The organism is Proteus sp. fly-1089, from assembly GCF_040138965.1.
GTDB lineage: Bacteria > Pseudomonadota > Gammaproteobacteria > Enterobacterales > Enterobacteriaceae > Proteus > Proteus vulgaris_B.
Genome location: NZ_JBEETS010000012.1, coordinates 1 through 25264, shown reverse-complemented (window position 1 = coordinate 25264; position 25264 = coordinate 1). Strand labels below are relative to the sequence as shown.

44 protein-coding genes are annotated in these 25264 nt (G+C 41.9%); 38 read left to right on the top strand and 6 right to left on the bottom strand.

Features of this window, described 5'->3' with window-relative positions; all coding sequences use genetic code 11:
- The 33 genes from ABN080_RS18025 to ABN080_RS17865 all read left to right on the top strand — a co-directional run.
- Positions 1–76 (top strand): EF-Tu C-terminal domain-related protein (locus ABN080_RS18025; RefSeq protein WP_072077167.1); only part of this gene is annotated, 76 nt, incomplete at its 5' end.
- Positions 77–297: 221 nt separating this feature from the next.
- Entirely contained in the window at positions 298–495 is a 198-nt protein-coding gene (bfd, locus tag ABN080_RS18020; protein WP_196554948.1) for a bacterioferritin-associated ferredoxin, read from the top strand.
- Between the two features lie 77 nt (positions 496–572).
- Entirely contained in the window at positions 573–1046 is a 474-nt protein-coding gene (gene bfr, locus ABN080_RS18015; protein ID WP_196554949.1) for a bacterioferritin, read from the top strand.
- Between the two features lie 349 nt (positions 1047–1395).
- On the top strand, positions 1396–1707 hold the full coding sequence (gene rpsJ, locus ABN080_RS18010; RefSeq protein WP_001181005.1) for a 30S ribosomal protein S10: 312 nt from the start codon (positions 1396–1398) through the stop codon (positions 1705–1707).
- Between the two features lie 32 nt (positions 1708–1739).
- Positions 1740–2369: a 50S ribosomal protein L3 gene (rplC, locus tag ABN080_RS18005; protein WP_023583465.1), complete on the top strand. Its 630-nt coding sequence runs from the start codon at positions 1740–1742 to the stop codon at positions 2367–2369.
- 16 nt (positions 2370–2385) lie between these two features.
- Positions 2386–2991 carry a 50S ribosomal protein L4 gene (gene rplD, locus ABN080_RS18000; protein ID WP_023583466.1) on the top strand — a complete coding sequence of 202 codons (606 nt, stop codon included), beginning with the start codon at positions 2386–2388 and terminating at the stop codon, positions 2989–2991.
- Positions 2988–3290, top strand: coding sequence for a 50S ribosomal protein L23 (gene rplW / locus ABN080_RS17995; RefSeq protein WP_004246962.1), 303 nt, complete (start codon positions 2988–2990; stop codon positions 3288–3290). Before rplD ends, rplW begins: the two co-directional genes overlap by 4 nt.
- A 19-nt stretch (positions 3291–3309) precedes the next feature.
- Positions 3310–4134, top strand: coding sequence for a 50S ribosomal protein L2 (gene rplB, locus ABN080_RS17990; protein ID WP_006535497.1), 825 nt, complete (start codon positions 3310–3312; stop codon positions 4132–4134).
- Positions 4135–4148: 14 nt separating this feature from the next.
- Complete coding sequence (gene rpsS / locus ABN080_RS17985; protein ID WP_004246960.1) at positions 4149–4427, top strand: 30S ribosomal protein S19; 279 nt, start codon at positions 4149–4151, stop codon at positions 4425–4427.
- 14 nt (positions 4428–4441) lie between these two features.
- Complete coding sequence (gene rplV, locus ABN080_RS17980; RefSeq protein ID WP_006535498.1) at positions 4442–4774, top strand: 50S ribosomal protein L22; 333 nt, start codon at positions 4442–4444, stop codon at positions 4772–4774.
- 17 nt (positions 4775–4791) lie between these two features.
- On the top strand, positions 4792–5493 hold the full coding sequence (gene rpsC, locus ABN080_RS17975; protein WP_023583467.1) for a 30S ribosomal protein S3: 702 nt from the start codon (positions 4792–4794) through the stop codon (positions 5491–5493).
- A gap of 12 nt (positions 5494–5505) precedes the next feature.
- Entirely contained in the window at positions 5506–5916 is a 411-nt protein-coding gene (rplP, locus tag ABN080_RS17970) for a 50S ribosomal protein L16 (RefSeq protein WP_006535500.1), read from the top strand.
- Positions 5916–6107: a 50S ribosomal protein L29 gene (gene rpmC / locus ABN080_RS17965; RefSeq protein ID WP_004238624.1), complete on the top strand. Its 192-nt coding sequence runs from the start codon at positions 5916–5918 to the stop codon at positions 6105–6107. Before rplP ends, rpmC begins: the two co-directional genes overlap by 1 nt.
- The gene (rpsQ, locus tag ABN080_RS17960) at positions 6107–6361 is read left to right on the top strand and encodes a 30S ribosomal protein S17 (protein ID WP_023583468.1); all 255 of its coding nucleotides are present in this window, start codon (positions 6107–6109) and stop codon (positions 6359–6361) included. The genes rpmC and rpsQ overlap by 1 nt, the downstream gene beginning before the upstream one ends.
- A 176-nt stretch (positions 6362–6537) precedes the next feature.
- Positions 6538–6909 carry a 50S ribosomal protein L14 gene (gene rplN / locus ABN080_RS17955; protein ID WP_004246955.1) on the top strand — a complete coding sequence of 124 codons (372 nt, stop codon included), beginning with the start codon at positions 6538–6540 and terminating at the stop codon, positions 6907–6909.
- A 10-nt stretch (positions 6910–6919) separates the two neighbouring features.
- A complete protein-coding gene (rplX, locus tag ABN080_RS17950) occupies positions 6920–7234 on the top strand; it encodes a 50S ribosomal protein L24 (RefSeq protein WP_006535502.1) in 315 nt (104 codons plus the stop codon).
- 13 nt (positions 7235–7247) lie between these two features.
- Positions 7248–7787 carry a 50S ribosomal protein L5 gene (gene rplE, locus ABN080_RS17945; RefSeq protein WP_036933223.1) on the top strand — a complete coding sequence of 180 codons (540 nt, stop codon included), beginning with the start codon at positions 7248–7250 and terminating at the stop codon, positions 7785–7787.
- 12 nt (positions 7788–7799) lie between these two features.
- Positions 7800–8105, top strand: coding sequence for a 30S ribosomal protein S14 (gene rpsN / locus ABN080_RS17940; RefSeq protein WP_006535503.1), 306 nt, complete (start codon positions 7800–7802; stop codon positions 8103–8105).
- Between the two features lie 32 nt (positions 8106–8137).
- A complete protein-coding gene (rpsH, locus tag ABN080_RS17935) occupies positions 8138–8530 on the top strand; it encodes a 30S ribosomal protein S8 (protein WP_004246950.1) in 393 nt (130 codons plus the stop codon).
- A gap of 14 nt (positions 8531–8544) precedes the next feature.
- Positions 8545–9078 carry a 50S ribosomal protein L6 gene (rplF, locus tag ABN080_RS17930; protein ID WP_036933221.1) on the top strand — a complete coding sequence of 178 codons (534 nt, stop codon included), beginning with the start codon at positions 8545–8547 and terminating at the stop codon, positions 9076–9078.
- A gap of 9 nt (positions 9079–9087) precedes the next feature.
- Complete coding sequence (rplR, locus tag ABN080_RS17925; RefSeq protein WP_023583471.1) at positions 9088–9441, top strand: 50S ribosomal protein L18; 354 nt, start codon at positions 9088–9090, stop codon at positions 9439–9441.
- A gap of 14 nt (positions 9442–9455) precedes the next feature.
- Positions 9456–9956 (top strand): 30S ribosomal protein S5, encoded by a 501-nt coding sequence (gene rpsE, locus ABN080_RS17920; protein ID WP_023583472.1) that lies wholly within the window; start codon positions 9456–9458, stop codon positions 9954–9956.
- Positions 9957–9961: 5 nt separating this feature from the next.
- Complete coding sequence (gene rpmD / locus ABN080_RS17915) at positions 9962–10141, top strand: 50S ribosomal protein L30 (RefSeq protein ID WP_036914634.1); 180 nt, start codon at positions 9962–9964, stop codon at positions 10139–10141.
- Positions 10142–10144: 3 nt separating this feature from the next.
- The gene (gene rplO, locus ABN080_RS17910; RefSeq protein WP_004246944.1) at positions 10145–10579 is read left to right on the top strand and encodes a 50S ribosomal protein L15; all 435 of its coding nucleotides are present in this window, start codon (positions 10145–10147) and stop codon (positions 10577–10579) included.
- Positions 10580–10586: 7 nt separating this feature from the next.
- A complete protein-coding gene (gene secY, locus ABN080_RS17905; RefSeq protein ID WP_006535510.1) occupies positions 10587–11909 on the top strand; it encodes a preprotein translocase subunit SecY in 1323 nt (440 codons plus the stop codon).
- A 42-nt stretch (positions 11910–11951) separates the two neighbouring features.
- On the top strand, positions 11952–12068 hold the full coding sequence (rpmJ, locus tag ABN080_RS17900) for a 50S ribosomal protein L36 (RefSeq protein ID WP_071788572.1): 117 nt from the start codon (positions 11952–11954) through the stop codon (positions 12066–12068).
- 146 nt (positions 12069–12214) lie between these two features.
- Positions 12215–12571, top strand: a complete 357-nt coding sequence (gene rpsM / locus ABN080_RS17895) for a 30S ribosomal protein S13 (RefSeq protein ID WP_036914623.1) — start codon at positions 12215–12217, stop codon at positions 12569–12571.
- A gap of 16 nt (positions 12572–12587) precedes the next feature.
- Positions 12588–12977 (top strand): 30S ribosomal protein S11, encoded by a 390-nt coding sequence (gene rpsK / locus ABN080_RS17890; RefSeq protein WP_002919257.1) that lies wholly within the window; start codon positions 12588–12590, stop codon positions 12975–12977.
- A 36-nt stretch (positions 12978–13013) separates the two neighbouring features.
- The gene (rpsD, locus tag ABN080_RS17885) at positions 13014–13634 is read left to right on the top strand and encodes a 30S ribosomal protein S4 (RefSeq protein WP_004246942.1); all 621 of its coding nucleotides are present in this window, start codon (positions 13014–13016) and stop codon (positions 13632–13634) included.
- Between the two features lie 25 nt (positions 13635–13659).
- Positions 13660–14649, top strand: coding sequence for a DNA-directed RNA polymerase subunit alpha (locus ABN080_RS17880; protein ID WP_006535513.1), 990 nt, complete (start codon positions 13660–13662; stop codon positions 14647–14649).
- Between the two features lie 37 nt (positions 14650–14686).
- Complete coding sequence (gene rplQ / locus ABN080_RS17875; protein WP_004246940.1) at positions 14687–15073, top strand: 50S ribosomal protein L17; 387 nt, start codon at positions 14687–14689, stop codon at positions 15071–15073.
- A gap of 272 nt (positions 15074–15345) precedes the next feature.
- Positions 15346–15759, top strand: coding sequence for a Zn(2+)-responsive transcriptional regulator (gene zntR, locus ABN080_RS17870; protein WP_069368787.1), 414 nt, complete (start codon positions 15346–15348; stop codon positions 15757–15759).
- 51 nt (positions 15760–15810) lie between these two features.
- Positions 15811–16017 (top strand): alternative ribosome-rescue factor A, encoded by a 207-nt coding sequence (locus tag ABN080_RS17865; protein WP_072071080.1) that lies wholly within the window; start codon positions 15811–15813, stop codon positions 16015–16017.
- Positions 16018–16020: 3 nt separating this feature from the next.
- Here the strand turns inward: ABN080_RS17865 and mscL are convergent, their stop codons facing one another.
- From mscL to def, 5 genes are all read right to left on the bottom strand, one after another.
- Positions 16021–16428 carry a large-conductance mechanosensitive channel protein MscL gene (mscL, locus tag ABN080_RS17860; protein WP_349441655.1) on the bottom strand — a complete coding sequence of 136 codons (408 nt, stop codon included), beginning with the start codon at positions 16426–16428 and terminating at the stop codon, positions 16021–16023.
- 115 nt (positions 16429–16543) lie between these two features.
- Complete coding sequence (gene trkA / locus ABN080_RS17855; protein WP_036933204.1) at positions 16544–17920, bottom strand: Trk system potassium transporter TrkA; 1377 nt, start codon at positions 17918–17920, stop codon at positions 16544–16546.
- Positions 17921–18032: 112 nt separating this feature from the next.
- Complete coding sequence (gene rsmB, locus ABN080_RS17850) at positions 18033–19301, bottom strand: 16S rRNA (cytosine(967)-C(5))-methyltransferase RsmB (RefSeq protein WP_340894661.1); 1269 nt, start codon at positions 19299–19301, stop codon at positions 18033–18035.
- A gap of 96 nt (positions 19302–19397) precedes the next feature.
- Positions 19398–20345, bottom strand: a complete 948-nt coding sequence (gene fmt / locus ABN080_RS17845) for a methionyl-tRNA formyltransferase (RefSeq protein ID WP_196554950.1) — start codon at positions 20343–20345, stop codon at positions 19398–19400.
- A 26-nt stretch (positions 20346–20371) separates the two neighbouring features.
- Positions 20372–20896, bottom strand: a complete 525-nt coding sequence (gene def, locus ABN080_RS17840; protein ID WP_349441654.1) for a peptide deformylase — start codon at positions 20894–20896, stop codon at positions 20372–20374.
- A 130-nt stretch (positions 20897–21026) separates the two neighbouring features.
- Here def and dprA point away from each other — a divergent pair, with 130 nt between their 5' ends.
- From dprA to ABN080_RS17815, 5 genes are read left to right on the top strand one after another with little or no spacing between them, the layout of a single operon-like run.
- Positions 21027–22172 carry a DNA-processing protein DprA gene (dprA, locus tag ABN080_RS17835; RefSeq protein WP_349441653.1) on the top strand — a complete coding sequence of 382 codons (1146 nt, stop codon included), beginning with the start codon at positions 21027–21029 and terminating at the stop codon, positions 22170–22172.
- A gap of 17 nt (positions 22173–22189) precedes the next feature.
- Complete coding sequence (locus ABN080_RS17830; RefSeq protein WP_349441652.1) at positions 22190–22747, top strand: topoisomerase DNA-binding C4 zinc finger domain-containing protein; 558 nt, start codon at positions 22190–22192, stop codon at positions 22745–22747.
- A complete protein-coding gene (tsaC, locus tag ABN080_RS17825) occupies positions 22740–23309 on the top strand; it encodes an L-threonylcarbamoyladenylate synthase type 1 TsaC (protein WP_349441651.1) in 570 nt (189 codons plus the stop codon). Before ABN080_RS17830 ends, tsaC begins: the two co-directional genes overlap by 8 nt.
- A 5-nt stretch (positions 23310–23314) precedes the next feature.
- Positions 23315–24139 (top strand): shikimate dehydrogenase, encoded by an 825-nt coding sequence (gene aroE / locus ABN080_RS17820; protein WP_196554954.1) that lies wholly within the window; start codon positions 23315–23317, stop codon positions 24137–24139.
- On the top strand, positions 24136–24396 hold the full coding sequence (locus ABN080_RS17815) for a DUF1488 family protein (RefSeq protein ID WP_196554955.1): 261 nt from the start codon (positions 24136–24138) through the stop codon (positions 24394–24396). Before aroE ends, ABN080_RS17815 begins: the two co-directional genes overlap by 4 nt.
- Here the strand turns inward: ABN080_RS17815 and ABN080_RS17810 are convergent.
- Complete coding sequence (locus ABN080_RS17810) at positions 24372–24935, bottom strand: gamma carbonic anhydrase family protein (RefSeq protein WP_072071071.1); 564 nt, start codon at positions 24933–24935, stop codon at positions 24372–24374. The genes ABN080_RS17815 and ABN080_RS17810 overlap by 25 nt on opposite strands.
- Positions 24936–25264 lie beyond the last annotated feature (329 nt).

Sequence of the window (25264 nt, the reverse complement as noted above, 5' to 3'; positions counted from 1 at the left end):
CGACGGTTTACGTTTCGCTATCCGCGAAGGTGGCCGTACAGTAGGTGCGGGCGTTGTTGCTAAAGTATTAGGTTAATCCCTAACCTGCTTTAAGTTATAGAGAAAGGGCATCATTGATGCCCTTTTTTGTATCTAGAAATAGTTCTTTTTAACTTAGCTAAATCTAATCCTCAATTTATTCTCTTATTATCATGTTAGTTTCTATATTAGATTAGAACACCCAAGTTAAATAGAAATTGAAATCACAATAGTTATCATTTACTATTCGCTATGTGAGTAGTTAATGAGGTTGCTATTATGTACGTCTGTCTTTGTCATGGTGTGAGTGATAAAAAAATTATTTCCACAGTTCACAAACATCAAATCCACACTATTAATGAATTACGCAAGATCTTACCTGTTGGTAGTTGTTGCGGTAAGTGTGTACGTCAAGCTCGTCAAATCATTGAAAGTGAGCAATCTCTCCTTTATCCTCAAATTTCTGAAGTTGCATAACAAATTTTAAATTTCCTTTCTCTCCACTTTGTATAAAAGGTCTACACTAAAAAGACTGGAAGCAAAGGAGCATAAAAATGAAAGGTGATAAAAAAATGATAGCCCACCTTAATAAATTATTAGGTGGTGAGCTTGTTGCGATTAATCAGTATTTCCTGCATGCCCGAATGTTCAAAAATTGGGGTCTAACTCGTCTCAATGAAATGGAATACCATGAATCTATCGATGAAATGAAACATGCTGATAAATATATTGAACGTATTTTATTTCTAGAGGGGCTTCCTAACTTACAAGATTTAGGCAAACTAAATATCGGTGAAGATGTTGAAGAGATGCTACGCTCTGATCTTGAATTAGAACTTGGCGGTGCCAAAGATTTACGTGAAGCAATAGCGTATGCTGATTCTATTCATGACTATGTGAGCAGAGATTTAATGTTAGAAATCTTAACTGATGAAGAAGGGCACATTGATTGGATCGAAACTCAGCTTGAGTTAATTGAGCGTATAGGACTTCAAAATTACCTACAAGCTCAGATTATTGAAGAATAATCCTCAATAAAAAAGGCGTCAATTTTCTCTTATCGACAACATTTACAAACCTATTTAAAGCAAAGGGAATGAAGATTGCCTTTGCTTTTTTCATTTTTTAAATAATAAAGCTTATTTTTATCGATGATTTTTTATTCTTGGCTTGATTTCATCACTCAGGCAAGTATAATGCGCAGGCTCACTGATTTAGTGAGGCTGATTAATCAGCTAATGCAGATTTTTTATTGCATTAAATATAATACTCCCGATTGGGGAGTTATATGCAGAACGATTACACTCTCTCATCAATCGAAATGGGTACGAGTAGTGATCATTTACGTTTATAAAAAATAGTTGGAGCTCTGGTCTCATGCAGAACCAAAGAATCCGTATCCGCCTGAAAGCTTTTGATCATCGTCTGATTGATCAATCAACTGCGGAAATCGTAGAGACTGCTAAGCGCACTGGTGCGCAAGTTCGTGGTCCAATCCCACTGCCGACTCGCAAAGAGCGTTTCACAGTGTTGATTTCTCCGCACGTTAATAAAGATGCGCGTGATCAGTATGAAATTCGCACTCACAAACGTCTGGTTGACATCGTTGAGCCAACCGAGAAAACCGTTGATGCTCTGATGCGTCTGGATCTGGCTGCCGGCGTAGACGTGCAGATCAGCCTAGGTTAATCAGGTCATCAAGCGATTGAGAGGTTGAAACAATGATTGGTTTAGTCGGTAAGAAAGTAGGAATGACGCGTATCTTCACTGAAGATGGCGTTTCAATCCCTGTAACCGTTATCGAAATTGAAAACAACCGTGTTACTCAGGTCAGAGATCTGGAGAAAGACGGTTATCGTGCCATTCAGGTGACTACTGGTAGCAAAAAAGCTAACCGTGTACTGAAACCTGAAGCAGGTCATTTTGCTAAAGCTGGTGTCGAAGCTGGCCGCTTACTACGTGAATTCCGTCTGAATGAAGGCGAAGAATACACTGTAGGTCAAAGCATTAGCGTAGAAATTTTCGCTGACGTTAAAAAAGTCGACGTTACTGGAACATCTAAAGGTAAAGGTTTTGCTGGTACTGTAAAGCGCTGGAACTTCCGTACTCAAGATGCTACCCACGGTAACTCCTTGTCTCACCGTGTTCCGGGTTCTATCGGTCAGAACCAGACTCCGGGTAAGGTGTTCAAAGGCAAGAAAATGGCAGGTCAACTGGGTAACGAACAAGTTACCGTTCAGAGCCTGGAAGTAGTACGTGTTGACGCTGAGCGCAACCTGCTGCTGGTCAAAGGTGCTGTTCCAGGTGCAACTGGCAGTGACCTGATCGTTAAACCAGCTGTCAAGGCGTAACGTCGAGGAGATAGGAATGGAATTGGTAATGAAAGACGCGCAAGGCGCGCTGACTGTTTCCGAAACTACCTTCGGGCGTGACTTTAACGAAGCGCTTGTGCATCAAGTAGTCGTTGCATACGCTGCTGGTGCTCGTCAAGGTACTCGTGCTCAGAAAACCCGTGCTGAAGTTTCTGGTTCAGGCAAAAAGCCTTGGAGACAGAAAGGTACAGGTCGTGCACGTTCAGGTTCAATCAAGAGCCCAATTTGGCGCTCTGGTGGTGTTAGCTTCGCAGCTAAACCACAGGACCACAGTCAAAAAGTAAACAAAAAGATGTACCGTGGTGCTCTGAAGAGCATTCTGTCTGAGCTGGTACGTCAAGATCGTCTGATCGTCGTAGAGAAGTTCTCTGTTGAAGCGCCTAAAACTAAACTTTTAGCACAGAAACTGAAAGATATGGCTCTGGAAGATGTTCTGATCATCACTGCTGATGTAGATGAGAATCTGTATTTAGCAGCACGCAACTTATATAAAGTTGACGTACGTGATGCAGCAACAATCGACCCTGTTAGCTTAATCGCCTTCGACAAAGTCGTCATGACTGCTGACGCTGTGAAGCAAGTTGAGGAGATGCTGGCATGATCCGTGAAGAACGTCTGCTGAAAGTACTGCGCGCGCCGCATGTATCTGAAAAAGCTTCTATCGCGATGGAAAAATCAAACACCATCGTTCTCAAAGTTGCTAAAGACGCGACCAAAGCAGAGATTAAAGCAGCTGTACAAAAACTGTTTGAAGTCGAAGTTGAAAGTGTTAACACTCTGCTGATGAAAGGCAAAGTGAAACGTCACGGTCAGCGTATTGGTCGTCGTAGCGACTGGAAAAAAGCTTACGTCACCCTGAAGGAAGGCCAGAATCTGGACTTCGTCGGCGGCGCTGAGTAAGTCGGAGGAGTAAAGAACAATGGCAATTGTTAAATGTAAACCTACGTCTCCGGGCCGTCGCCACGTAGTTAAAGTGGTAAACCCTGAGCTGCATAAAGGGAAACCTTATGCGCCATTGCTGGAAAAAAACAGCAAGTCCGGTGGTCGTAACAACAATGGTCGTATCACTACCCGTCATATCGGTGGTGGTCACAAACAGGCTTACCGTATTGTTGACTTCAAACGCAACAAAGATGGTATCCCTGCAACAGTAGAACGTCTGGAATATGATCCAAACCGTTCAGCTAACATCGCTTTAGTGCTGTATGCTGATGGTGAACGTCGCTACATTCTGGCTCCAAAAGGCCTGAAAGCGGGTGATAAAGTTCAGTCTGGCGTTGATGCTGCTATCAAAGCGGGTAACACCTTACCAATGCGTAATATCCCGGTTGGTTCTACAGTTCATAACGTAGAAATGAAACCAGGTAAAGGTGGTCAGTTAGCTCGTTCAGCTGGTACTTACGTTCAGATCGTTGCTCGTGATGGTGCTTATGTCACTATTCGTCTGCGCTCTGGTGAAATGCGTAAAGTTCCTTCTGATTGCCGTGCAACTATCGGTGAAGTTGGCAACTCTGAGCACATGTTACGCGTTCTGGGTAAAGCTGGTGCAAGTCGCTGGCGTGGTATTCGTCCTACCGTTCGCGGTACTGCGATGAACCCAGTCGATCACCCACATGGTGGTGGTGAAGGTCGTAACTTTGGTAAACACCCAGTAACACCTTGGGGCGTTCAAACCAAAGGTAAGAAGACTCGTAAAAACAAACGCACTGAACATTTCATCGTTCATCGTCGTACTAAGAAATAATTAGAGGATAAGCCATGCCACGTTCTCTCAAGAAAGGTCCTTTCATTGACCTGCACTTGCTGAAGAAGGTAGAGAAAGCGGTGGAAAGCGGTGACAAAAAGCCTGTTAAGACTTGGTCCCGTCGTTCAACGATCTTTCCTAACATGATCGGTTTGACCATCGCTGTCCATAATGGTCGTCAGCATGTTCCAGTTTACGTTTCCGACGAAATGGTTGGTCACAAACTGGGTGAATTCGCGCCGACCCGTACTTATCGCGGTCATGCAGCCGATAAAAAGGCTAAGAAAAAATAAGGTAGGAGGAAGAGATGGAAACTATCGCTATGCATCGCCACGCTCGTTCTTCTGCTCAGAAGGTTCGCTTGGTAGCTGACCTGATTCGCGGTAAGAAAGTGTCGCAAGCTCTGGAAATTTTAACCTTTACCAACAAGAAAGCTGCTGGTTTAGTGAAGAAAGTACTGGAGTCTGCTATTGCTAATGCAGAACACAACGATGGCGCTGACATTGATGATCTGAAAGTAGCTAAGATCTTTGTTGACGAAGGTCCTTCTATGAAGCGCATTATGCCTCGTGCAAAAGGCCGTGCAGATCGTATTCTGAAGCGCACCAGCCACATCACTGTGGTTGTGTCTGATCGCTGAGACTCTGGAGACTAGCAATGGGTCAAAAAGTACATCCTAATGGTATCCGCCTTGGCATTGTCAAGCCTTGGAATTCCACATGGTATGCGGGTACCAATGAATTCGCTGACAACCTAGACAGCGACTTTAAAGTACGTCAGTACTTAACTAAAGAACTGGCTAAAGCATCTGTATCTCGTATCGTTATCGAACGTCCTGCGAAAAGCATCCGTGTGACTATTCACACTGCTCGCCCAGGCATCGTTATCGGTAAAAAAGGTGAAGATGTTGAAAAACTGCGCAAAAACGTAGCGGATATCGCTGGCGTTCCTGCGCAAATTAATATCGCCGAAGTACGTAAACCTGAACTGGACGCAAAATTAGTTGCTGACAGCATCACTTCACAGCTGGAACGTCGTGTTATGTTCCGTCGTGCTATGAAGCGTGCGGTACAGAACGCTATGCGTTTAGGCGCTAAAGGTATTAAAGTGGAAGTAAGTGGTCGCTTAGGTGGCGCTGAAATCGCTCGTACTGAATGGTATCGTGAAGGTCGTGTACCTCTGCACACTCTGCGTGCAGATATCGACTACAATACCTCAGAAGCACAAACCACTTATGGTGTGCTCGGCGTTAAGGTATGGATCTTCAAAGGTGAGATCCTGGGTGGTATGGCTGCAGTTGAACAGGCGGAAAAACCGGCTGCTCAACCTAAAAAGCAGCAGCGTAAAGGCCGCAAGTAAGGAGAGTCGCTGATGTTACAACCAAAGCGTACAAAATTCCGTAAAGTGCACAAAGGCCGCAACCGTGGCTTAGCTGCTGGTGCGGATGTAAGCTTCGGGACTTACGGTCTTAAAGCTGTGGGCCGTGGTCGTCTGACTGCACGTCAGATCGAAGCGGCACGTCGTGCAATGACCCGTGCAGTTAAGCGTCAGGGTAAAATCTGGATCCGTGTGTTCCCAGACAAACCAATCACTGAAAAGCCGCTCGAAGTCCGTATGGGTAAAGGTAAAGGTAACGTTGAGTATTGGGTTGCCTTAATCCAGCCAGGTAAAGTCCTGTATGAAATGGATGGTGTGCCTGAAGAACTGGCCCGTGAAGCATTCAAGCTGGCGGCAGCAAAACTGCCTATCAAAACCACCTTTGTAACTAAGACGGTGATGTAATGAAAGCAAAAGAGCTGCGCGAAAAGAGCGTTGAAGAGCTGAACACAGAACTGCTGAACTTACTGCGTGAGCAGTTTAACCTGCGTATGCAGGCAGCAAGTGGTCAGTTACAACAGTCTCATCTGTTGAAACAAGTGCGTCGTAATATCGCACGCGTTAAGACTTTACTGACTGAGAAGGCGGGTGCGTAATGACCGATAAAATCCGTACTCTGCAAGGTCGTGTAGTTAGTGACAAAATGGAGAAATCTATTGTCGTTGCTATCGATCGTATGGTTAAACACCCATTATATGGTAAGTTTATCCGTCGTACGACCAAACTGCATGTACATGACGAGAACAACGAATGTGGAATTGGTGACGTAGTAGAAATTCGTCAAACACGTCCACTGTCTAAGACTAAGTCTTGGGCGTTAGTTCGCGTTGTAGAAAAAGCTGTTCTGTAATAAAATAGCCTTTTCGTACGAAATAAACGGCTCAAAACTGAACGAGCCGTTTATTTTTTCTGTCCATATCGAGAATGTGGTGTTATAATGCCGCTCCCTCGTATTATGGGATATTGAACGGCCTCTTCTAATGTGGAAGTGGCTCAGTAGTAGTTGACATTTAGCGGAGCACTAAAATGATCCAAGAACAGACTATGCTGAACGTGGCCGACAACTCCGGTGCACGTCGCGTAATGTGTATCAAGGTTCTAGGTGGCTCGCACCGTCGCTACGCAGATGTAGGTGACATCATCAAAATTACCATCAAGGAAGCAATTCCACGTGGTAAAGTTAAGAAAGGTGATGTACTGAAAGCGGTAGTGGTGCGCACCAAGAAGGGTGTTCGTCGCCCTGACGGTTCTGTCATTCGCTTCGATAGCAACGCTTGTGTATTGTTAAACAACAACAGCGAGCAAGTTATTGGTACGCGTATTTTTGGGCCGGTTACTCGTGAACTTCGTAACGAGAAGTTTATGAAAATAATCTCTCTGGCACCTGAAGTACTCTAAGGAGCAGGCAATGGCAGCGAAAATCCGTCGTGAAGACGAAGTTATCGTGCTAACTGGTAAAGATAAAGGTAAGCGCGGTAAAGTAAAACAGGTTCTTTCTTCTGGTAAAGTTATCGTTGAAGGTATCAATCTGGTTAAAAAACATCAGAAGCCAGTTCCGGCTCTGAACCAACCAGGTGGCATCGTTGAAAAAGAAGCTTCTATCCAAGTTTCTAACGTTGCAATCTTCAATGCGGCAACCGGCAAGGCTGACCGTGTAGGTTTTAGATTCGAAGACGGCAAAAAAGTCCGTTTCTTCAAGTCTAATAAAGAAACTATCAAGTAATTTGGAGTATACGATGGCGAAACTGCATGATTACTACAAAGACGAGGTAGTCCAAAAACTGATGTCTCAGTTTGGTTACCATTCTGTCATGCAAGTCCCTCGGGTCGAGAAGATCACCCTGAACATGGGTGTTGGTGAAGCGATTGTTGATAAAAAACTGCTGGACAATGCAGCAGCTGATTTAGCAGCAATCTCAGGTCAAAAGCCTTTGATCACCAAAGCACGCAAATCTGTTGCAGGCTTCAAAATCCGCCAGGGCTATCCGATCGGCTGTAAAGTGACCCTGCGTGGCGAACGCATGTGGGAGTTCTTTGAACGCCTGATCTCTATTGCTGTACCACGTATCCGTGACTTCCGTGGTTTGTCCGCTAAATCATTTGATGGACGTGGTAACTACAGCATGGGCGTACGTGAGCAAATCATCTTCCCTGAAATCGATTACGATAAAGTGGATCGTGTTCGTGGTTTGGATATTACCATTACTACGACTGCGAAATCAGATGATGAAGGTCGCGCACTGTTAGCAGCGTTTAACTTCCCGTTCCGCAAGTAAGGCAGGGCATTCATGGCTAAGAAATCTATGAAAGCACGTGATGTAAAACGTGCGAATTTAGCTGAGAAATTCTTCGCAAAACGCGCAGAACTGAAAGCTATCGTTTCAGATGTGAACGTATCTGACGAAGATCGTTGGAATGCTGTTCTGAAACTGCAAACTATGCCACGTGATTCAAGTCCTTCACGTCAGCGTAACCGCTGCCGTCAAACTGGACGTCCGCACGGTTTCCTGCGGAAATTTGGCCTCAGCCGTATTAAAGTCCGTGAAGCCGCTATGCGCGGTGAAATCCCGGGCCTTAGAAAGGCTAGCTGGTAATTACCATAATTGAATCACGGGAGTAAAGACAGATGAGCATGCAAGATCCCATCGCGGATATGCTGACCCGTATCCGTAACGGTCAGGCCGCGAATAAAGTTGCGGTCACAATGCCTTCCTCCAAGCTGAAAGTGGCGATTGCCAACGTGCTTAAGGAAGAAGGTTATATCGAAGATTTTAAAATTGAAGGCGACACTAAGCCAGAATTGGAAATCACTTTAAAATATTTCCAAGGTAAGGCTGTAGTAGAAAGCATTCAGCGCGTAAGCCGTCCAAGTCTGCGCATCTATAAAAGAAAAGATGAGCTGCCACAAGTTATGGCAGGACTGGGCATCGCTGTTGTTTCTACCTCAAAAGGTGTTATGACTGATCGTGCAGCTCGCCAAGCAGGTCTTGGTGGCGAGATTATCTGCTACGTAGCTTAATTCGGGAGGAAAGAATGTCTCGTGTGGCAAAAGCACCCGTCGTCATTCCTGCCGGCGTAGAGGTTAAACTCAACGGTCAGGTAATTACGATTAAGGGTAAAAACGGCGAGCTAACTCGTACTATCCATAATGCAGTTGAAATTCAACATGCTGACAACCAGTTAACTTTCGCACCTCGCGATGGTTTTGCTGATGCATGGGCACAGGCGGGTACTACTCGTTCTCTGTTAAATGCAATGGTTGTAGGTGTTACCGAAGGCTTCACTAAGAAACTGCAACTGGTAGGTGTAGGTTATCGTGCGTCTATTAAAGGCAATGCGGTTAACTTATCAGTAGGTTTTTCACATCCAGTGGAACACCAACTGCCAGCAGGCATCACTGCTGAATGTCCAACACAAACTGAAATCGTACTGAAAGGTGCGGATAAGCAAGTGATTGGTCAAGTAGCAGCTGAACTGCGTGCTTACCGTCGCCCTGAACCTTATAAAGGTAAAGGTATTCGTTACGCCGACGAAGTTGTGCGTATCAAAGAGGCTAAGAAGAAGTAAGGTAACACTATGGATAAGAAAGCAGCTCGTATCCGTCGTGCGACCCGCGCACGCCGTAAGCTCCAAGAATTGGGTGCGACTCGCCTGGTGGTACACCGTACCCCTCGCCATATTTATGCGCAGGTTATTGCACCAAACGGTTCTGAAACTTTGGTGGCCGCTTCTACTACAGAAAAAGCTATCATTGAGCAACTGAAAAACACTGGAAACAAAGAAGCAGCAGCAGTAGTTGGTAAAATTGTTGCTGAACGCGCTCTGGAAAAAGGTATCAAAGTAGTATCATTTGACCGTTCCGGTTTCCAATATCATGGTCGAGTCCAGGCACTGGCAGATGCTGCCCGTGAAGCTGGCCTTCAGTTCTAAGGTAGGAGTGTAAGATGGCTCACATCGAGAAACAAGCTGGCGAACTGCAGGAAAAGCTGATCGCGGTAAACCGCGTATCTAAAACCGTTAAAGGTGGTCGTATCTTTAGCTTCACCGCTCTTACAGTAGTTGGTGATGGTAATGGCCGCGTTGGTTTTGGATATGGCAAAGCTCGCGAAGTTCCGGCAGCAATCCAGAAAGCGATGGAAAAAGCCCGTCGCAATATGAAAACCGTCGCTTTAAACAACGGTACTCTGTTCCACCCTGTTAAAGGTACCCACACAGGTTCTCGCGTATTTATGCAGCCTGCTCATGAAGGTACTGGTATCATCGCAGGTGGTGCAATGCGTGCAGTTCTAGAAGTGGCTGGCGTTCGTAACGTACTGGCTAAAACCTATGGTTCCACTAACCCGATTAACGTGGTTCGTGCAACACTGGACGCTTTAGATAGCATGAAGTCTCCAGATATGGTCGCAGCTAAGCGTGGTAAATCCGTTGAAGAAATTCTGGGGTAATGACCATGGCTAAGACTATTAAAATTACTCAAACACGCAGCTTAATCGGCCGTCTGCCTAAACATAAGGCAACTATGACTGGTTTAGGTCTGCGTCGCATCGGTCACACTGTAGAACGCGAAGATACACCAGCAGTTCGCGGTATGATCAACTTGGTTTCCTATATGGTTAAAGTTGAGGAGTAAGAGATGCGTTTAAATACTCTGTCTCCGGCTGAAGGTGCCAAGCATGCGCCTAAACGTGTAGGTCGTGGTATCGGTTCTGGCTTAGGTAAAACTGGCGGCCGTGGTCACAAAGGTCAGAAGTCTCGTTCTGGCGGTGGCGTACGTCGTGGTTTTGAAGGCGGCCAGATGCCTTTATATCGTCGTTTACCAAAATTTGGTTTTACTTCACGTAAATCTTTCGTGACTGCGGAAATCCGTCTGTCTGATTTAGCTTACGTTGAAGGCGATGTAATCGATCTGAATGCACTGAAAGCCGCAAACGTTGTTGGCCCACAGATTGAATTTGCAAAATTAATTCTGTCTGGTGAGGTTAACCGTGCAGTGACTATTCGTGGTCTGCGTGTTACCAAAGGTGCCCGTGCAGCAATCGAATCAGCTGGCGGTAAAATTGAGGAATAAGTGACAGATGGCTAAACAACCAGGTTTAGATTTTCAGAGTGCTAAAGGTGGTGTTGGTGAACTAAAACGCAGACTTTTGTTTGTTCTTGGTGCACTAATTGTCTTTAGGATTGGCTCTTTTATTCCTATCCCTGGTATTGATGCCACTGTGCTTGCCAAATTGCTCGATCAGCAAAAAGGCACCATCATTGAAATGTTTAACATGTTCTCTGGTGGTGCTCTTAGCCGTGCTTCTATCTTTGCGCTGGGTATCATGCCTTATATTTCGGCATCGATTATTATCCAACTCTTATCAGTGGTTAACCCTCGGTTAGCAGAGATTAAGAAGGAAGGGGAGGCCGGTCGTCGTAAGATCAGCCAATATACCCGTTATGGTACTTTGGTGCTGGCGATATTCCAATCAATTGGTATCGCAACAGGCTTACCGAATATGCCAGGAATGCAAGGTCTGGTGATTAATCCAGGTCTACCATTCTATATTACGGCTGTTGTGAGCTTAGTCACTGGAACAATGTTCCTAATGTGGTTAGGTGAGCAAATCACTGAACGTGGTATTGGTAACGGTATCTCAATTATTATCTTTGCAGGTATCGTTGCAGGTCTTCCGCCTGCCATTGGTCAAACCATCGAGCAGGCGCGGCAAGGCGAACTGCACTTCCTCCTGTTATTGTTGGTTGCAGTATTGGTGTTCGCGGTTACTTTCTTTGTTGTTTTTGTAGAAAGAGGACAACGTCGTATCGTTGTTAACTATGCAAAACGTCAACAAGGGCGTAGAATATACGCGGCACAAAGTACACATCTACCACTTAAAGTAAATATGGCGGGTGTTATACCAGCAATTTTTGCTTCAAGTATTATCCTGTTTCCTGGTACAATAACCTCTTGGTTTGGCGATGGTACAGGATGGGGTTGGCTGACGACGATTTCGTTAAATTTACAGCCTGGTCAACCTATTTATGTGCTACTATACGCTGCTGCAATCATATTCTTCTGTTTCTTCTATACGGCGTTGGTTTTCAACCCAAGAGAAACGGCAGATAACCTGAAGAAGTCCGGTGCATTTGTACCAGGAATTCGCCCGGGAGAGCAGACGGCTAAATATATAGATAAAGTAATGACTCGTTTAACCTTAATCGGTGCCTTGTATATTACCTTTATCTGTCTCATCCCGGAGTTCATGCGTGACGCAATGAAAGTACCTTTCTATTTTGGTGGTACTTCCCTCTTAATCGTGGTTGTGGTCATCATGGATTTTATGGCTCAAGTGCAAACTCTCCTGATGTCAAGTCAGTATGAGTCTGCATTGAAAAAAGCAAATCTTAAAGGTTAATTACTGATAAGTGATTTGTTTTAGAAGTTACGGAGAGTAAAAATGAAAGTTCGTGCTTCCGTCAAGAAAATGTGCCGTAACTGCAAAATTGTTAGACGTCACGGTCACGTGCGTGTAATTTGCAGCGTCGAGCCTAAGCATAAACAGCGTCAAGGCTAATTTATTGCATTTTTTTCTTGCAAAGTTCGGTTGAGCTGGCTAAATTAGCCAGCCCAATCTTTTATAATATATACAGTATTGTTTGAGTATCCTGAAAACGGGCTTTTCAGAATGGTACTGTATAACTGCTAATTTAGGAGTGCATAGTGGCCCGTATAGCAGGCATTAACATTCCTGATCATAAACATACCGTAATCGCATTAACTTCGATTTACGGTATCGGTAAGACCCGCTCACAGGCTATCTGTGTAGCTGCTGGTATTGCTGAAAATGTTAAGATCAGTGAGCTGTCTGAAGAGCAAATCGACAAGCTGCGTGACGAAGTTGCCAAATACGTTGTAGAAGGTGATCTGCGTCGTGAAGTTACCCTGAGCATCAAACGTCTGATGGATCTTGGTACTTACCGTGGTTTACGTCATCGTCGTGGTCTACCAGTTCGCGGTCAGCGTACTAAGACTAACGCACGTACCCGTAAGGGTCCGCGTAAGCCGATCAAGAAATAATCGGGGTATTTGAACAATGGCAAAAGCACCTATTCGTGCACGTAAGCGTGTAAGAAAACAAGTCTCTGACGGTGTGGCTCATATCCATGCTTCTTTCAACAACACAATCGTTACTATTACCGATCGTCAAGGTAACGCATTGGGTTGGGCTACTGCCGGTGGTTCCGGTTTCCGTGGTTCTCGTAAATCTACTCCGTTCGCGGCTCAGGTTGCAGCAGAACGTTGCGCTGAAGCTGTTAAAGAGTACGGAATTAAGAACTTGGAAGTTATGGTTAAAGGACCTGGTCCTGGTCGTGAGTCAACTATCCGTGCATTAAACGCGGCTGGTTTCCGCATCACTAATATTACTGATGTGACTCCGATTCCTCATAACGGTTGTCGTCCACCGAAAAAACGTCGCGTTTAATAACGTTTTCGTTTTTAGGAAAGTTGGAGAAAGAAAATGGCAAGATATTTGGGTCCTAAGCTCAAGCTGAGCCGCCGTGAAGGTACAGATTTATTTCTAAAATCTGGCGTTCGGGCGATTGACACCAAGTGTAAACTGGAACAAGCACCAGGTCAGCACGGCGCACGTAAACCGCGTCTTTCTGATTACGGTGTTCAGTTACGTGAAAAACAAAAAGTACGTCGTATTTACGGTGTTCTAGAACGTCAATTCCGTAACTACTACAAAGAAGCAACTCGTCTGAAAGGCAACACAGGTGAAAACCTGCTGACTCTGCTGGAAGGTCGTCTGGATAACGTTGTTTATCGTATGGGCTTTGGCGCAACTCGCGCAGAAGCACGTCAGATGGTTAGCCATAAAGCAATCATGGTAAATGGTCGCGTGGTTAACATTGCTTCTTATCAGGTTTCCCCGAATGACGTAGTCAGCGTTCGTGAAAAATCGAAAAAACAGTCTCGTATCAAGGCTGCTTTAGAGCTGGCTGAACAGCGTGAAAAGCCAACATGGCTGGAAGTTGATGCTGCTAAGATGGAAGGTGTGTTCAAACGTATTCCTGAACGTACTGACTTGTCTGCTGACATTAACGAGCACCTGATCGTCGAGCTTTACTCCAAGTAAGGCTTAGCACCAAAGAGAGGACACAATGCAGGGTTCTGTGACAGAGTTTCTAAAACCGCGCCTGGTTGATATCGAGCAAGTCAGTTCGACGCACGCCAAGGTGACCCTTGAGCCATTAGAGCGAGGCTTCGGCCATACTCTTGGTAACGCACTGCGCCGTATTCTGCTTTCGTCTATGCCGGGTTGTGCGGTAACAGAGGTTGAGATTGATGGTGTACTGCATGAGTACAGCACCAAAGAAGGTGTTCAGGAAGATATCCTAGAAATACTGCTCAACCTTAAGGGGTTGGCGGTAAAAGTTCATGGTAAAGATGAAGTTATTCTTACTTTGAGCAAATCTGGCATTGGCCCTGTTATTGCAGCCGATATCATCCATGACGGTGATGTCGAAATCGTCAAGCCGCAGCACGTTATCTGCCACCTTACAGACGAAAACGCATCTATTAACATGCGTATCAAAGTTCAGCGTGGTCGTGGTTATGTGCCGGCTTCTGCCCGAATTCATTCGGAAGAAGATGAGCGCCCTATCGGTCGCCTTTTAGTAGACGCGTGCTATAGCCCAGTTGAGCGTATTGCTTATAATGTGGAAGCGGCTCGTGTTGAACAGCGTACCGACTTGGATAAGCTGGTAATCGAGATGGAAACTAACGGTACTATCGATCCAGAAGAATCGATTCGCCGTGCAGCGACTATCCTGGCTGAACAGCTTGAAGCTTTTGTTGACTTACGTGATGTTCGTCAGCCAGAAGTTAAAGAAGAGAAGCCAGAATTCGATCCTATCTTACTGCGCCCAGTAGACGATCTTGAATTGACTGTCCGCTCTGCTAACTGTCTGAAGGCAGAAGCAATCCACTACATCGGTGATCTGGTACAGCGTACTGAAGTTGAATTACTTAAGACGCCTAACCTTGGTAAGAAATCTCTTACTGAGATTAAAGACGTACTGGCGTCGCGTGGTCTATCTCTGGGTATGCGCCTCGAGAATTGGCCACCTGCAAGTATCGCTGATGAATAAGATCACAGGTTAAGGTTTTACTGAGAAGGATAAGGTCATGCGCCATCGTAAGAGTGGTCGTCAATTGAACCGCAACAGCAGCCATCGTCAGGCTATGTTTCGTAACATGGCAGGTTCTTTAGTTCGTCATGAGATAATCAAGACAACTTTGCCTAAAGCGAAAGAACTGCGTCGCGTCGTTGAGCCGCTGATTACTCTTGCCAAGACCGACAGCGTAGCTAATCGTCGTCTGGCATTCGCCCGTACTCGTGATAACGAAGTCGTGGCAAAACTGTTTACAGTATTAGGTCCGCGTTTTGCGAGCCGTGCAGGTGGTTACACTCGTATTCTGAAGTGTGGCTTCCGTGCTGGTGACAACGCTCCAATGGCTTACATTGAGCTTGTTGACCGTGCTGATTCTGAAACAGAAGCAGCAGCTGAATAATTTAATTATTATTTAGTGAAGCGAATAAAAAGACCGGATTTTTTAATCCGGTTTTTTTATATCTATAGGAAAATGCTATTCACAGGAAATAAAGGTTTTTCTTTTTATATTTTATTTTTGCTTTTCTCTTTACCTTCTTTTGTGTTACATCATATTTATTTTCTGCTGTTTAATCATACTGCTATTTTGTAATATAAGCTTCGCACTATATTTCAATTCTATTTTTTTGTTATTTGCTATGCTTATTCATAATTAACAATGGAGGATGATCCATGTATCGTATTGGGCAGGTTGCAAAATTAGCTAATGTAACAACAGATACAATCCGGTTTTATGAAAAACAAGGACTAATGGATCATGATAGACGCACAGAAGGTGGTTATCGGCTATATACAGAGCAAGATCTCCAACGTTTACGTTTTATTCGTTATGCAAAAGAGCTGGGTTTTACATTAGATGCTATTACAGAGCTCCTTTCTATTCGTGTTGATCCTGCCCACCATACTTGTGTTGAATCAAAGCATATTGTTGATGCAAGACTAGCAGAAGTTGAAATTCGCTTGAAAGAAATGGAGCGAATGCGAGATTCATTAAAGATGTTGAGTAATGCGTGTTGTGGTAGTGCTCATGAGAGTACTTATTGTTCAATTCTAGAAATACTTGAATCTGGAGCTACAAAGCAATAATATCTGTACCGTATTATGCTTTTATGTTCTTTAACAATTTAAGAGGTTTTTATGTCTAGCAAATATCAGCACCAAAAAGGTGTTATTAAAGATAATGCTTTAGCAGCGTTGGTTCACGATCCTTTATTTAGACAACGTGTAGAAAAAAATAAGAAAGGGAAAGGTAGTTTTATGAGAAAAGCGAAACATAACAAGAAGGGTAACTGGGAGGCCAGTGATAACAAAAGATTCTTTCAATTGTTATCACTGGCCTTTTAGTTTTTATTTCTGCTGATTTTTTAATAAATCACGGATCTCTGTTAATAGAGTTTCTTCGGCTGATGGGGCAGGTGGTGTTTTCGGAGCTTCTTCTGCTTGGCGGCGTGTTTTGTTAATTAATTTAATCGCACAGAAAATAGCGAATGCAACAATAGCAAAGTCGAAAACAGTTTGAATAAACATACCGTAATTTAGTACAACGGCTGGAACATCGCCACTTGCATCTCTTAATACAAGGCTAAACTGTTTAAAATCAATACCACCAATTAATAGTCCTAGTGGTGGCATAATGATATCAGCAACCAGTGATGAAACAATCTTACCAAAAGCTGCACCAATGATGACACCGACAGCCATGTCAACAACATTGCCTTTCATTGCGAATTCACGAAACTCTTTGAAAAAAGACATATCCACCCCTTATTTATCTAAGTATAGATTTATTATGTAAAAATATAGTATCTAACATGATAATAGTAGACCATTATAAGTAACAATCACTATTATTCTTATTTCTAAGTAATTGTTATAAGAAAAATGGGCTAGGTTGGAAAAGTTTTTCAACTTCAGGGACATATTTTTTATCTGTGATAAACATAATCACATGATCGCCCTGTTCTATAGAGTGGCTTGCATTTGCAATAATGACATCTTCATTTCTAACAATTGCCCCAATAATAGTACCTGGTGGTAGTTTGATATCTTGTATACGACGACCAACGACTTTTGATGTATTTTCATCACCGTGAGCCACAGCTTCAATTGCTTCAGCAACACCGCGGCGTAATGATGAAACACTGACAATATCCGCTTTGCGAACATGACCTAAAAGTGCAGAAATAGTTGCTTGCTGTGGTGAAATTGCAATATCAATAACACCACCTTGAACTAAATCAACATAAGCACTGCGCTGAATGAGGACCATTGCTTTTTTTGCCCCCATTCTTTTTGCTAACATTGCAGACATAATGTTAGCTTCATCATCATTAGTCAGCGCAATAAAAACATCGATTTGTTCTATGTGTTCTTCTGCAAGAAGTTCTTGGTCTGATGCATCACCATAAAAAACAATTGTGTCATGAAGAAGTTCAGCTAGTTCTGTTGCACGCTGTTGATTATGTTCAATAAGTTTGACGCTATAATCTTTTTCCAATCTTGCTGCTAAACCGGCCCCTACATTACCGCCACCTACAATCATAATGCGTTTATATGGTTTTTCTAATCGCTGTAATTCACTCATTACAGCGCGGATATGCTGAGATGCGACAACAAAAAAAACCTCATCTCCAGCTTCTATGATAGTGGAGCCTTGAGGCCGAATAGGTCTATCTTGACGAAAAATTGCAGCAACACGAGTATCAATATGTGGCATATGATCTCGTAATGTTGATAAAGCATTACCAACAAGAGACCCACCATAATAGGCTTTGACTGCAACGATACTGACTTGGCCTTCGGCAAAATTAACCACTTGTAACGCACCGGGGTATTGAATAAGTTTATAAATATAATCAATAACTAAATGTTCTGGTGATATTAAATAATCAATGGGAATCGCTTCTGGTAAAAATAGTTTATCTGCTTCTCGAACAAATTCTGAAGCACGTATACGTGCAACTTTATTTGGTGTATTAAACAAGGTATAGGCCACTTGGCACGCTATCATGTTGGTTTCGTCAGAATTGGTAACTGCAACCAACATATCAGCATCTTCTGCACCTGCTTCTCTTAAGATCCTTGGATGAGAGCCATGCCCATTAACTACTCGTAAATCGAATTTATCTTGAAGTTGGCGTAAACGATCTGCATTAGTATCAACGACAGTAATGTCATTATTCTCCCCGACAAGATTTTCAGCGAGAGTACCACCGACTTGACCAGCGCCTAAGATAATAATTTTCATCGTAATTTCTCAGAGTATTCGATTAACAAATAGAAAAGAAACGCAAGATCTTGATGATCTTGCGTTGAAATAGTAGCGTCTTTTAGATCCGATATCATCTTTTATCACAGGATCATATTTTTCTGATCAATGCATAAAAGAAACCATCGCCGCCTTCTTTTTCAGGTAAGCATTGATGTTGGTAATGGCATTGTGCATCTTTAGTTGATGTCAAAAATGCTTCAACTTGTTGCATGTTCTCTTCTGGAAGAATAGAACATGTAGCATAAACGAGTGTGCCACCAAATTTTAAGTATGGCCAAATAGCATGAAGAATTTCTTTTTGAATTTGAGCTAATTGCTCAATATCGTCATTACGACGAAGCCATTTGATATCAGGATGACGGCGAATAACTCCGGTTGCTGAGCATGGTGCATCAAGTAAAATGCGATCAAATTGCATACCTGCGCACCATTGTTCTGGATAACGTCCATCACCACTTTTGACGATTGCATTGAGTTTTAAACGAGTAAGATTCTCTTGTACTCGTTTCAAACGTTGTTCATCAATATCTACGGCTAAAACCTGAGCCTGAGGTGCTATTTCTAAAATATGAGTTGTTTTGCCCCCTGGCGCGGCACATAGATCGAGAATTTGTTCTTTATTTTCTGGTGCTAATAATTCAGCGCAACGTTGAGCAGAACGATCTTGAATTGTTACCCAACCATCTGCAAATCCGGGAAGAAGGTTAACGTTACACGGATTCTCTAAACGGATAGCAAAAGGGTGGCTATTATCAGCAATGCCTGAAATATTATTATCTGCCAATAATGCCAAATACTCTTCTCGTGAATGGTGTTGTTGATTAACACGTAACCACATAGGTGGTTTTTGGTTGTTGCCTTCAACAATACTCATCCATTGTTTAGGGTAAGCATGCTTGATTCGAGCAAGTAACCATGATGGATGAAGAAAACGACTTTCACTATTTTGAAAACGTTCATTTAGGATATCTTGTTGGCGTTGAAACTGACGTAATACACCGTTAATTAATCCTTTTAACTGTGGTTTTTTTAATGCAACAGTACCATTTACTGTTTCTGCTAGAGCTGCATGGGCAGGAATACGCGTATAAAGAAGCTGATATAAGCCCACCATAATGAGATAGTGTAAAATACGCTGTTTACCTTTTAATGGTTTATCCATGAGTTGCTGAATAATCCATTCTAATTGTGGCAATGTGCGTAATACACCAAAGCAAATTTCTTGTAATAAAGCTTTATCTTTATCTGAAATATTTTTTTGAAGTTCTGGTATGACGGTGCTTAGAGATAAGCCTTGATCTAATACCTGATTGATTGCTTTTGCTGCAATGCTACGTAAGTTGTATGACGTTTTCATAATGAGTCAACGTTTAATATTGAGCGCCAGAGAAGTGTTACATTGGCGTGAAAAAAGGAAAACCCTGATAAGGATAAATATCAGGGTTTAGAATTATTATTGAATGATTTTCCCAGGAGTGAACCAATCTCGCTTGGAGTTTAGTAAATCAGCAGAAGCCATAGGCTTTTTACCTGAAGGCTGTAATTCAGTGATATTTAGAATGCCGTTACCTGTCGCAATATAAATACCTGTTTTATCTGCTTTTAATAAAGTTCCTACAGGTTGATTTGTATCATCTGCAATAACGTGTGCCTTCCATACTTTTACCGGCTGTTCGTCTAGCATGAAAAAGCTCATTGGCCATGGATTGAAGGCTCTTATACAGCGCTCTATTTGTTCAGCGGATAATGACCAATCAATTTTTGCTTCTTCTTTAGATAATTTTTGTGCGTAATTCGCTAAACTATCATCTTGTTTTTCGGCTTTTATTTTACCGGTTGTAATCAGATCTAGTGTAGTCGTTAGAGCTTTAGGGCCGAGTTCTGCTAGTTTTTCATAAAGTGATGCACTGGTGTCTTCATTTGTAATTGGACATGATGCTTTATACAGCATATCGCCTGTATCTAAGCCAACATCCATCTGCATAATTGTGACACCTGTTTCTTTATCACCCGCCCATAAAGAGCGTTGAATCGGTGCGGCACCTCGCCATTTAGGAAGGAGAGAACCATGTACATTTAGACAACCTAAACGAGGGATTTCAAGAACAGCTTTAGGTAAGATCATCCCATAAGCCACAACAATCATAATGTCAGCTTGTTGCTCTACAATCCATTCATGGTTCTCTTCTGGTTTTAAAGAGGCAGGTTGATAAACAGGAATATCATGAGTTAACGCCAGTTCTTTAACTGGGCTAATAGTCAGTTTCTTACCTCTTCCTGCGGGTTTATCTGGAGGAGTCATAACTCCCACCACACGATGTTGGGTTGATAACAATGCAGCTAAATGTCGAGCCGCAAAATCGGGTGTCCCCGCAAAAATAATACGTAATGAATCAGACACGTTTTCTTCCTGTTTCAATTTAACTGTTACTGTCCTGCTTTAGCTCTTTTTTTATCTAGCTTATCGAGTTTCTCAACTTTTTGACGGATACGTTGGCGTTTTAATGGAGATAAATAATCTACAAATAGTTTACCAACTAAATGATCCATTTCATGTTGAATGCAGATAGCTAATAAGTCATCAGCTTCTAACTCAAAGGGTTGGCCATTGTAATCAAGAGCTTTTATTTTTACGTGCTCAGCACGAGGAATAAAAGCGCGTTGTTCTGGGATAGATAAACAGCCTTCTTCTATACCGGTATCGCCTTCGGCATCAAGAAGTTCTGGGTTTATTAATACCAGTCTTTGATCTCTTGTTTCAGAGACATCAATGACGATAATGCGCTGGTGGATATCCACTTGTGTCGCAGCTAAGCCAATACCTTCTTCTAAATACATCGTTTCAAACATATCATCTATGATTCTTTGAATTTCGGCATCAACTTTTTCGACTGGCTTTGCAATCGTGCGAAGGCGCTCGTCTGGATAATGTAATACGTGTAACACTGCCATAATTTATTCGGACTGTTTCTAAAATGTGAATAGGATTTAACGTCTATTCTAGACATTTATTATCTAGATTGACAGTATTTGGTGTGTTTAGCACTCATCCTGTTTGCTAAAAACAACATTAGGATAATGCATGGATGCCAGAGAAATATGGATAAGGCTTAATGCTGTTTCAAGATTACCGATTAATAAAGCAATTCAAATTGCAAAGTATTTACAATCAGTCACACAACTAAATGATAGACAATTGAAAAGTTGTGGTTTGTCAGAACAGCAATGTCATCAATTTTTAAGACTTCATGCAGATGCTGTCAACAATACATTAAAGTGGTTAGATAAAAATGAATCATCATTATTAACTATTACAGATTCAGATTATCCGCCTCTATTAAAGCAAATATCATCACCGCCACTTTTGCTTTTTGTTGCAGGAAATCGAAAACATTTAATAAGCACACAAATTGCATTAATAGGTAGTAGAAATGCAACAGCATACAGCAATAAATGGGCGACTTACTTCGCACAAGAATTAGTAAAGAAAGAATTTACTATTACGAGTGGGTTAGCTCAAGGTATTGATGGAATAGGGCATCGAAGTGCACTAAAGAATAATGGTGTCACTATTGCTGTACTTGGAAGTGGTTTAGAACATATTTATCCCTCATTCCATCGTACCCTTGCAACACAAATAAAAGAGTCTGGCCTTCTAATTTCTGAACATTTACCAATGACTCCGCCTTTAGCTCGTCATTTTCCTCAACGTAATCGAATTATTAGTGGGTTAAGTGCTACATTACTCATTATTGAAGCAGGGATTAAAAGTGGTTCTTTGATTACTGCCAACTATGCATTGCAACAAGGTAAGGAATTATTTGTTTTACCTGGATTATTAGGGGATCTTCATTTTGAAGGAAATCATCAACTTATTAAGCAAGGTGCAAATTTAGCATCTTCACCAGATGATATTTTAGAATATTTAAATAGTTCATTGCAGTGGTTTACTAGTGATTATGAACTCTCACAAGAGTCGATAGCCGAAAAGTTTATACAGATCCCTGATAATAAAAAAAAGGATCTTCAAAGAGAGCCATTGACACCAAATCAACAACAATCAATTGATATGATATTACCTTTTCTACGTGTTAATGAAATAGTGCCCATTGATATTATTGCTCATGATAGTGGATTATCAACATCTGAATTAGCTCCTCTTCTATTAGAACTTGAGCTTATAGAAAAAATCGTTATTGTGGCTGGTGGCTATACTCGATTGGAATAAGTGTATGAGGTAAAACAATGGCAAAAAATATGCCGTTTACACAGCAACCTAAACAGGAAAAATGCCCTGAGTGTGGTAGTGAATTGGTCATGAAAAATGGTGGTCATGGCCCTTTTCTAGGGTGTTCTGCTTATCCTGGATGCCATTATATAAAAACATTAAAACCGCAAGGTGATGGCCAAATTATAAAAGTACTAGAAGGGCAACCTTGTCAATGTTGTGGCGCTAATTTAGTGTTGCGTCAGGGTAAATTTGGAATGTTTATTGGTTGCAGTAATTATCCAGAATGTGAACACATAGAGCAAATTGATAAGCCAGATGAAACTATCATTCCTTGCCCTCAATGTAAAAAAGGAAAACTGTTACAACGTAAGTCTCGGTTTGGTAAAATATTTTATGCTTGTAACCAATACCCAGAATGTCAATTTGTGTTAAATAATAAACCTGTTAATGGTGAATGTGAGTATTGTCATTATCTATTATTGATGGAAAAAAGGTCTTCTCAGGGAGTAAGATTAGTGTGCGCCAGCAAATTATGTGGGAAGCCGCAAACAAAAAGAGAAGAACATGAATAACGAAGCATCACCTGTAAACAACACTATTATAGAAGCACTACAAAATAATAAAGTTATCGCATATCCAACAGAAGCTGTATTCGGGGTTGGCTGTGATCCTGATAGTGAATGCGCTGTTATGGACTTATTAGCATTAAAACAACGTTCAATTGAAAAAGGATTAATTTTAATTGCTGATAATTATGAGCAACTAAAACCTTACATTGATGATAGTGCATTAACACACATTCAACGAGATAGGATGTTTGCCTCTTGGCCTGGGCCAGTTACATGGGTCATTCCCGCCAAGTCGACGACACCAAAGTGGTTAACTGGAAAATTTTCTTCTTTGGCGGTGAGAGTAACTGACCATGCGATTGTCAAAGAGTTATGTTTAACTTATGGAAAACCTTTAGTTTCGACTAGCGCTAATTTAAGTGGGTTGCCACCATGTCGTACGGTTGAAGAAGTAAGAGAACAATTTCAGGATATAATTCCTATTGTTGAAGGAGATGTTGGCGGTAGACAAAATCCTTCTGAAATTCGAGATGCATTAACGGGTGAACTATATCGACAAGGGTGATTTTGATGGAAAAATATTTAGTGATGGGAAATCCTGTCGAACATAGCCAATCACCTTTCATTCATCAGTTTTTTTCAAAACAAACTGGAATAGAGTATGGCTATGGGCGTTTACTTGTTCCTTTGAATGAATTTGATAAAACAGCGTCTCAGTTTTTTGCTAATGGTGGACGGGGTGCTAATGTTACCGTCCCTTTTAAAGAAGATGCTTTTCGTTTTGTTGATAAATTGACAGATAGAGCAAAGGGATGTGGTGCGGTTAACTCTATTGTTAAACTGGATGATGGTACTCTTCTTGGTGATAATACCGATGGACAAGGGCTTATTTTGGATTTAGCCAGACTTGATTTTATTGTACCTGGTAAAGTTGGATCTGTTTTGGTGATTGGCGCTGGTGGTGCAACAAGAGGAATATTGCTTCCATTACTTGATTATGATTGTGATATTACCTTGACCAATCGTACATTCGCCAAAGCTGAGCAACTGGTAAAAGAATTTGGTCAATTTGGTACAATTCGAGCGATAGCCCCCGAAAATGTTGCTGATAGACATTATGATTTAATCATAAATGCATCTGCGTCTAGTATGATTAATGATTTACCACCTATCCCTAATGATGTGTATAGTTTTGAAACAGCTTGCTACGATCTTTATTATCAAGCAGGAATGACATCATTTTTATACAACGCATTAAAACATGGAAGTACACGTTTATCTGATGGATTAGGTATGCTTGTAGGGCAAGCGGCCTATGCATTTGAACTATGGTATGAGTATGTACCAGATATTAATCCTGTTTTAACTGTATTAAGAGAAAAATTGAATCAATGAACCAATCTATTCAATTTCCAGATCGCGAAATATGGCTAGCTGAAAGTAATAGTGTTCTGTTTCCTGTTATGATCAATGGAATGCTTTTTAATTGTCAAATCACCGAGCAAGAGCTTATTGAGCGTTTTGGTGTTGGAGACGGAATTTTATTATTTAAACGAAATCGTTGGGACATTGAAGAAGAATTTGAAGAGCTGATCACCGAATATGAGTTATCAACTCTTCATCCTATTTATTCTTTATCAATGGCTGATTGATAAGTATCTAAATAATTATTTTTCCACCCGACATAATTATTAGCAGAATAGATAAAGTGTTCTATCTCTTCTGATGAGAGTGGACGGATCTTTTTAACTGGGCTTCCTAAGTAAAGAAAACCACTCTCAAGCCGTTTTCCTGGTGGAACTAAACTACCAGCACCAATCATGACATCATCTTCAATAATTGCACCATCGAGTAAAATAGATCCCATCCCAACTAACACTCGATTACCTATTGTGCATCCGTGTAACATTACTTTATGCCCAACAGTAACATTATCACCAATAATAAGAGGAAAACCTTCAGGATCATTGTGAGAAATATGAGTGACATGAAGAACGGAACCATCTTGGATATTTGATCTTTCACCAATACTTATGTAATTCACATCCCCTCGAATAACTACCATCGGCCAGATACTGACATCTTTATTAATACGTACATCGCCAATAACTGTTGCGGTCTCATCGATAAAAACATCTTTACCAATAGAAGGTGAAAGGTTTAAGTAGTTCCGAATTGCTGATTTCCCCATAATTTTGCCTCGTACTTGATTTTGCTTTGTATATAAGAAAAGCATAGCAGTGGATGGGGGGAGTTGACGAGAGAATGATCCCTACTATTCGTTACTATGGAGATCGGAAATACGGTAATAAAAGTAGAAGCAGAGCAATTAAGCATGATTGATAGAATATACCGAATAGACAATAAAAAGATAAGGCGTATATTTTTTGTACGCAAAAGGTGTTTTTAGTATCAAAAATAGACGCAAAGTTCAAAAAGAGAACGAACAGAAAAAAAATTGAAATAAACACTTGCGCTAATCCGAGATCTCCCTATAATGCGCATCCACTGACCGGCGAT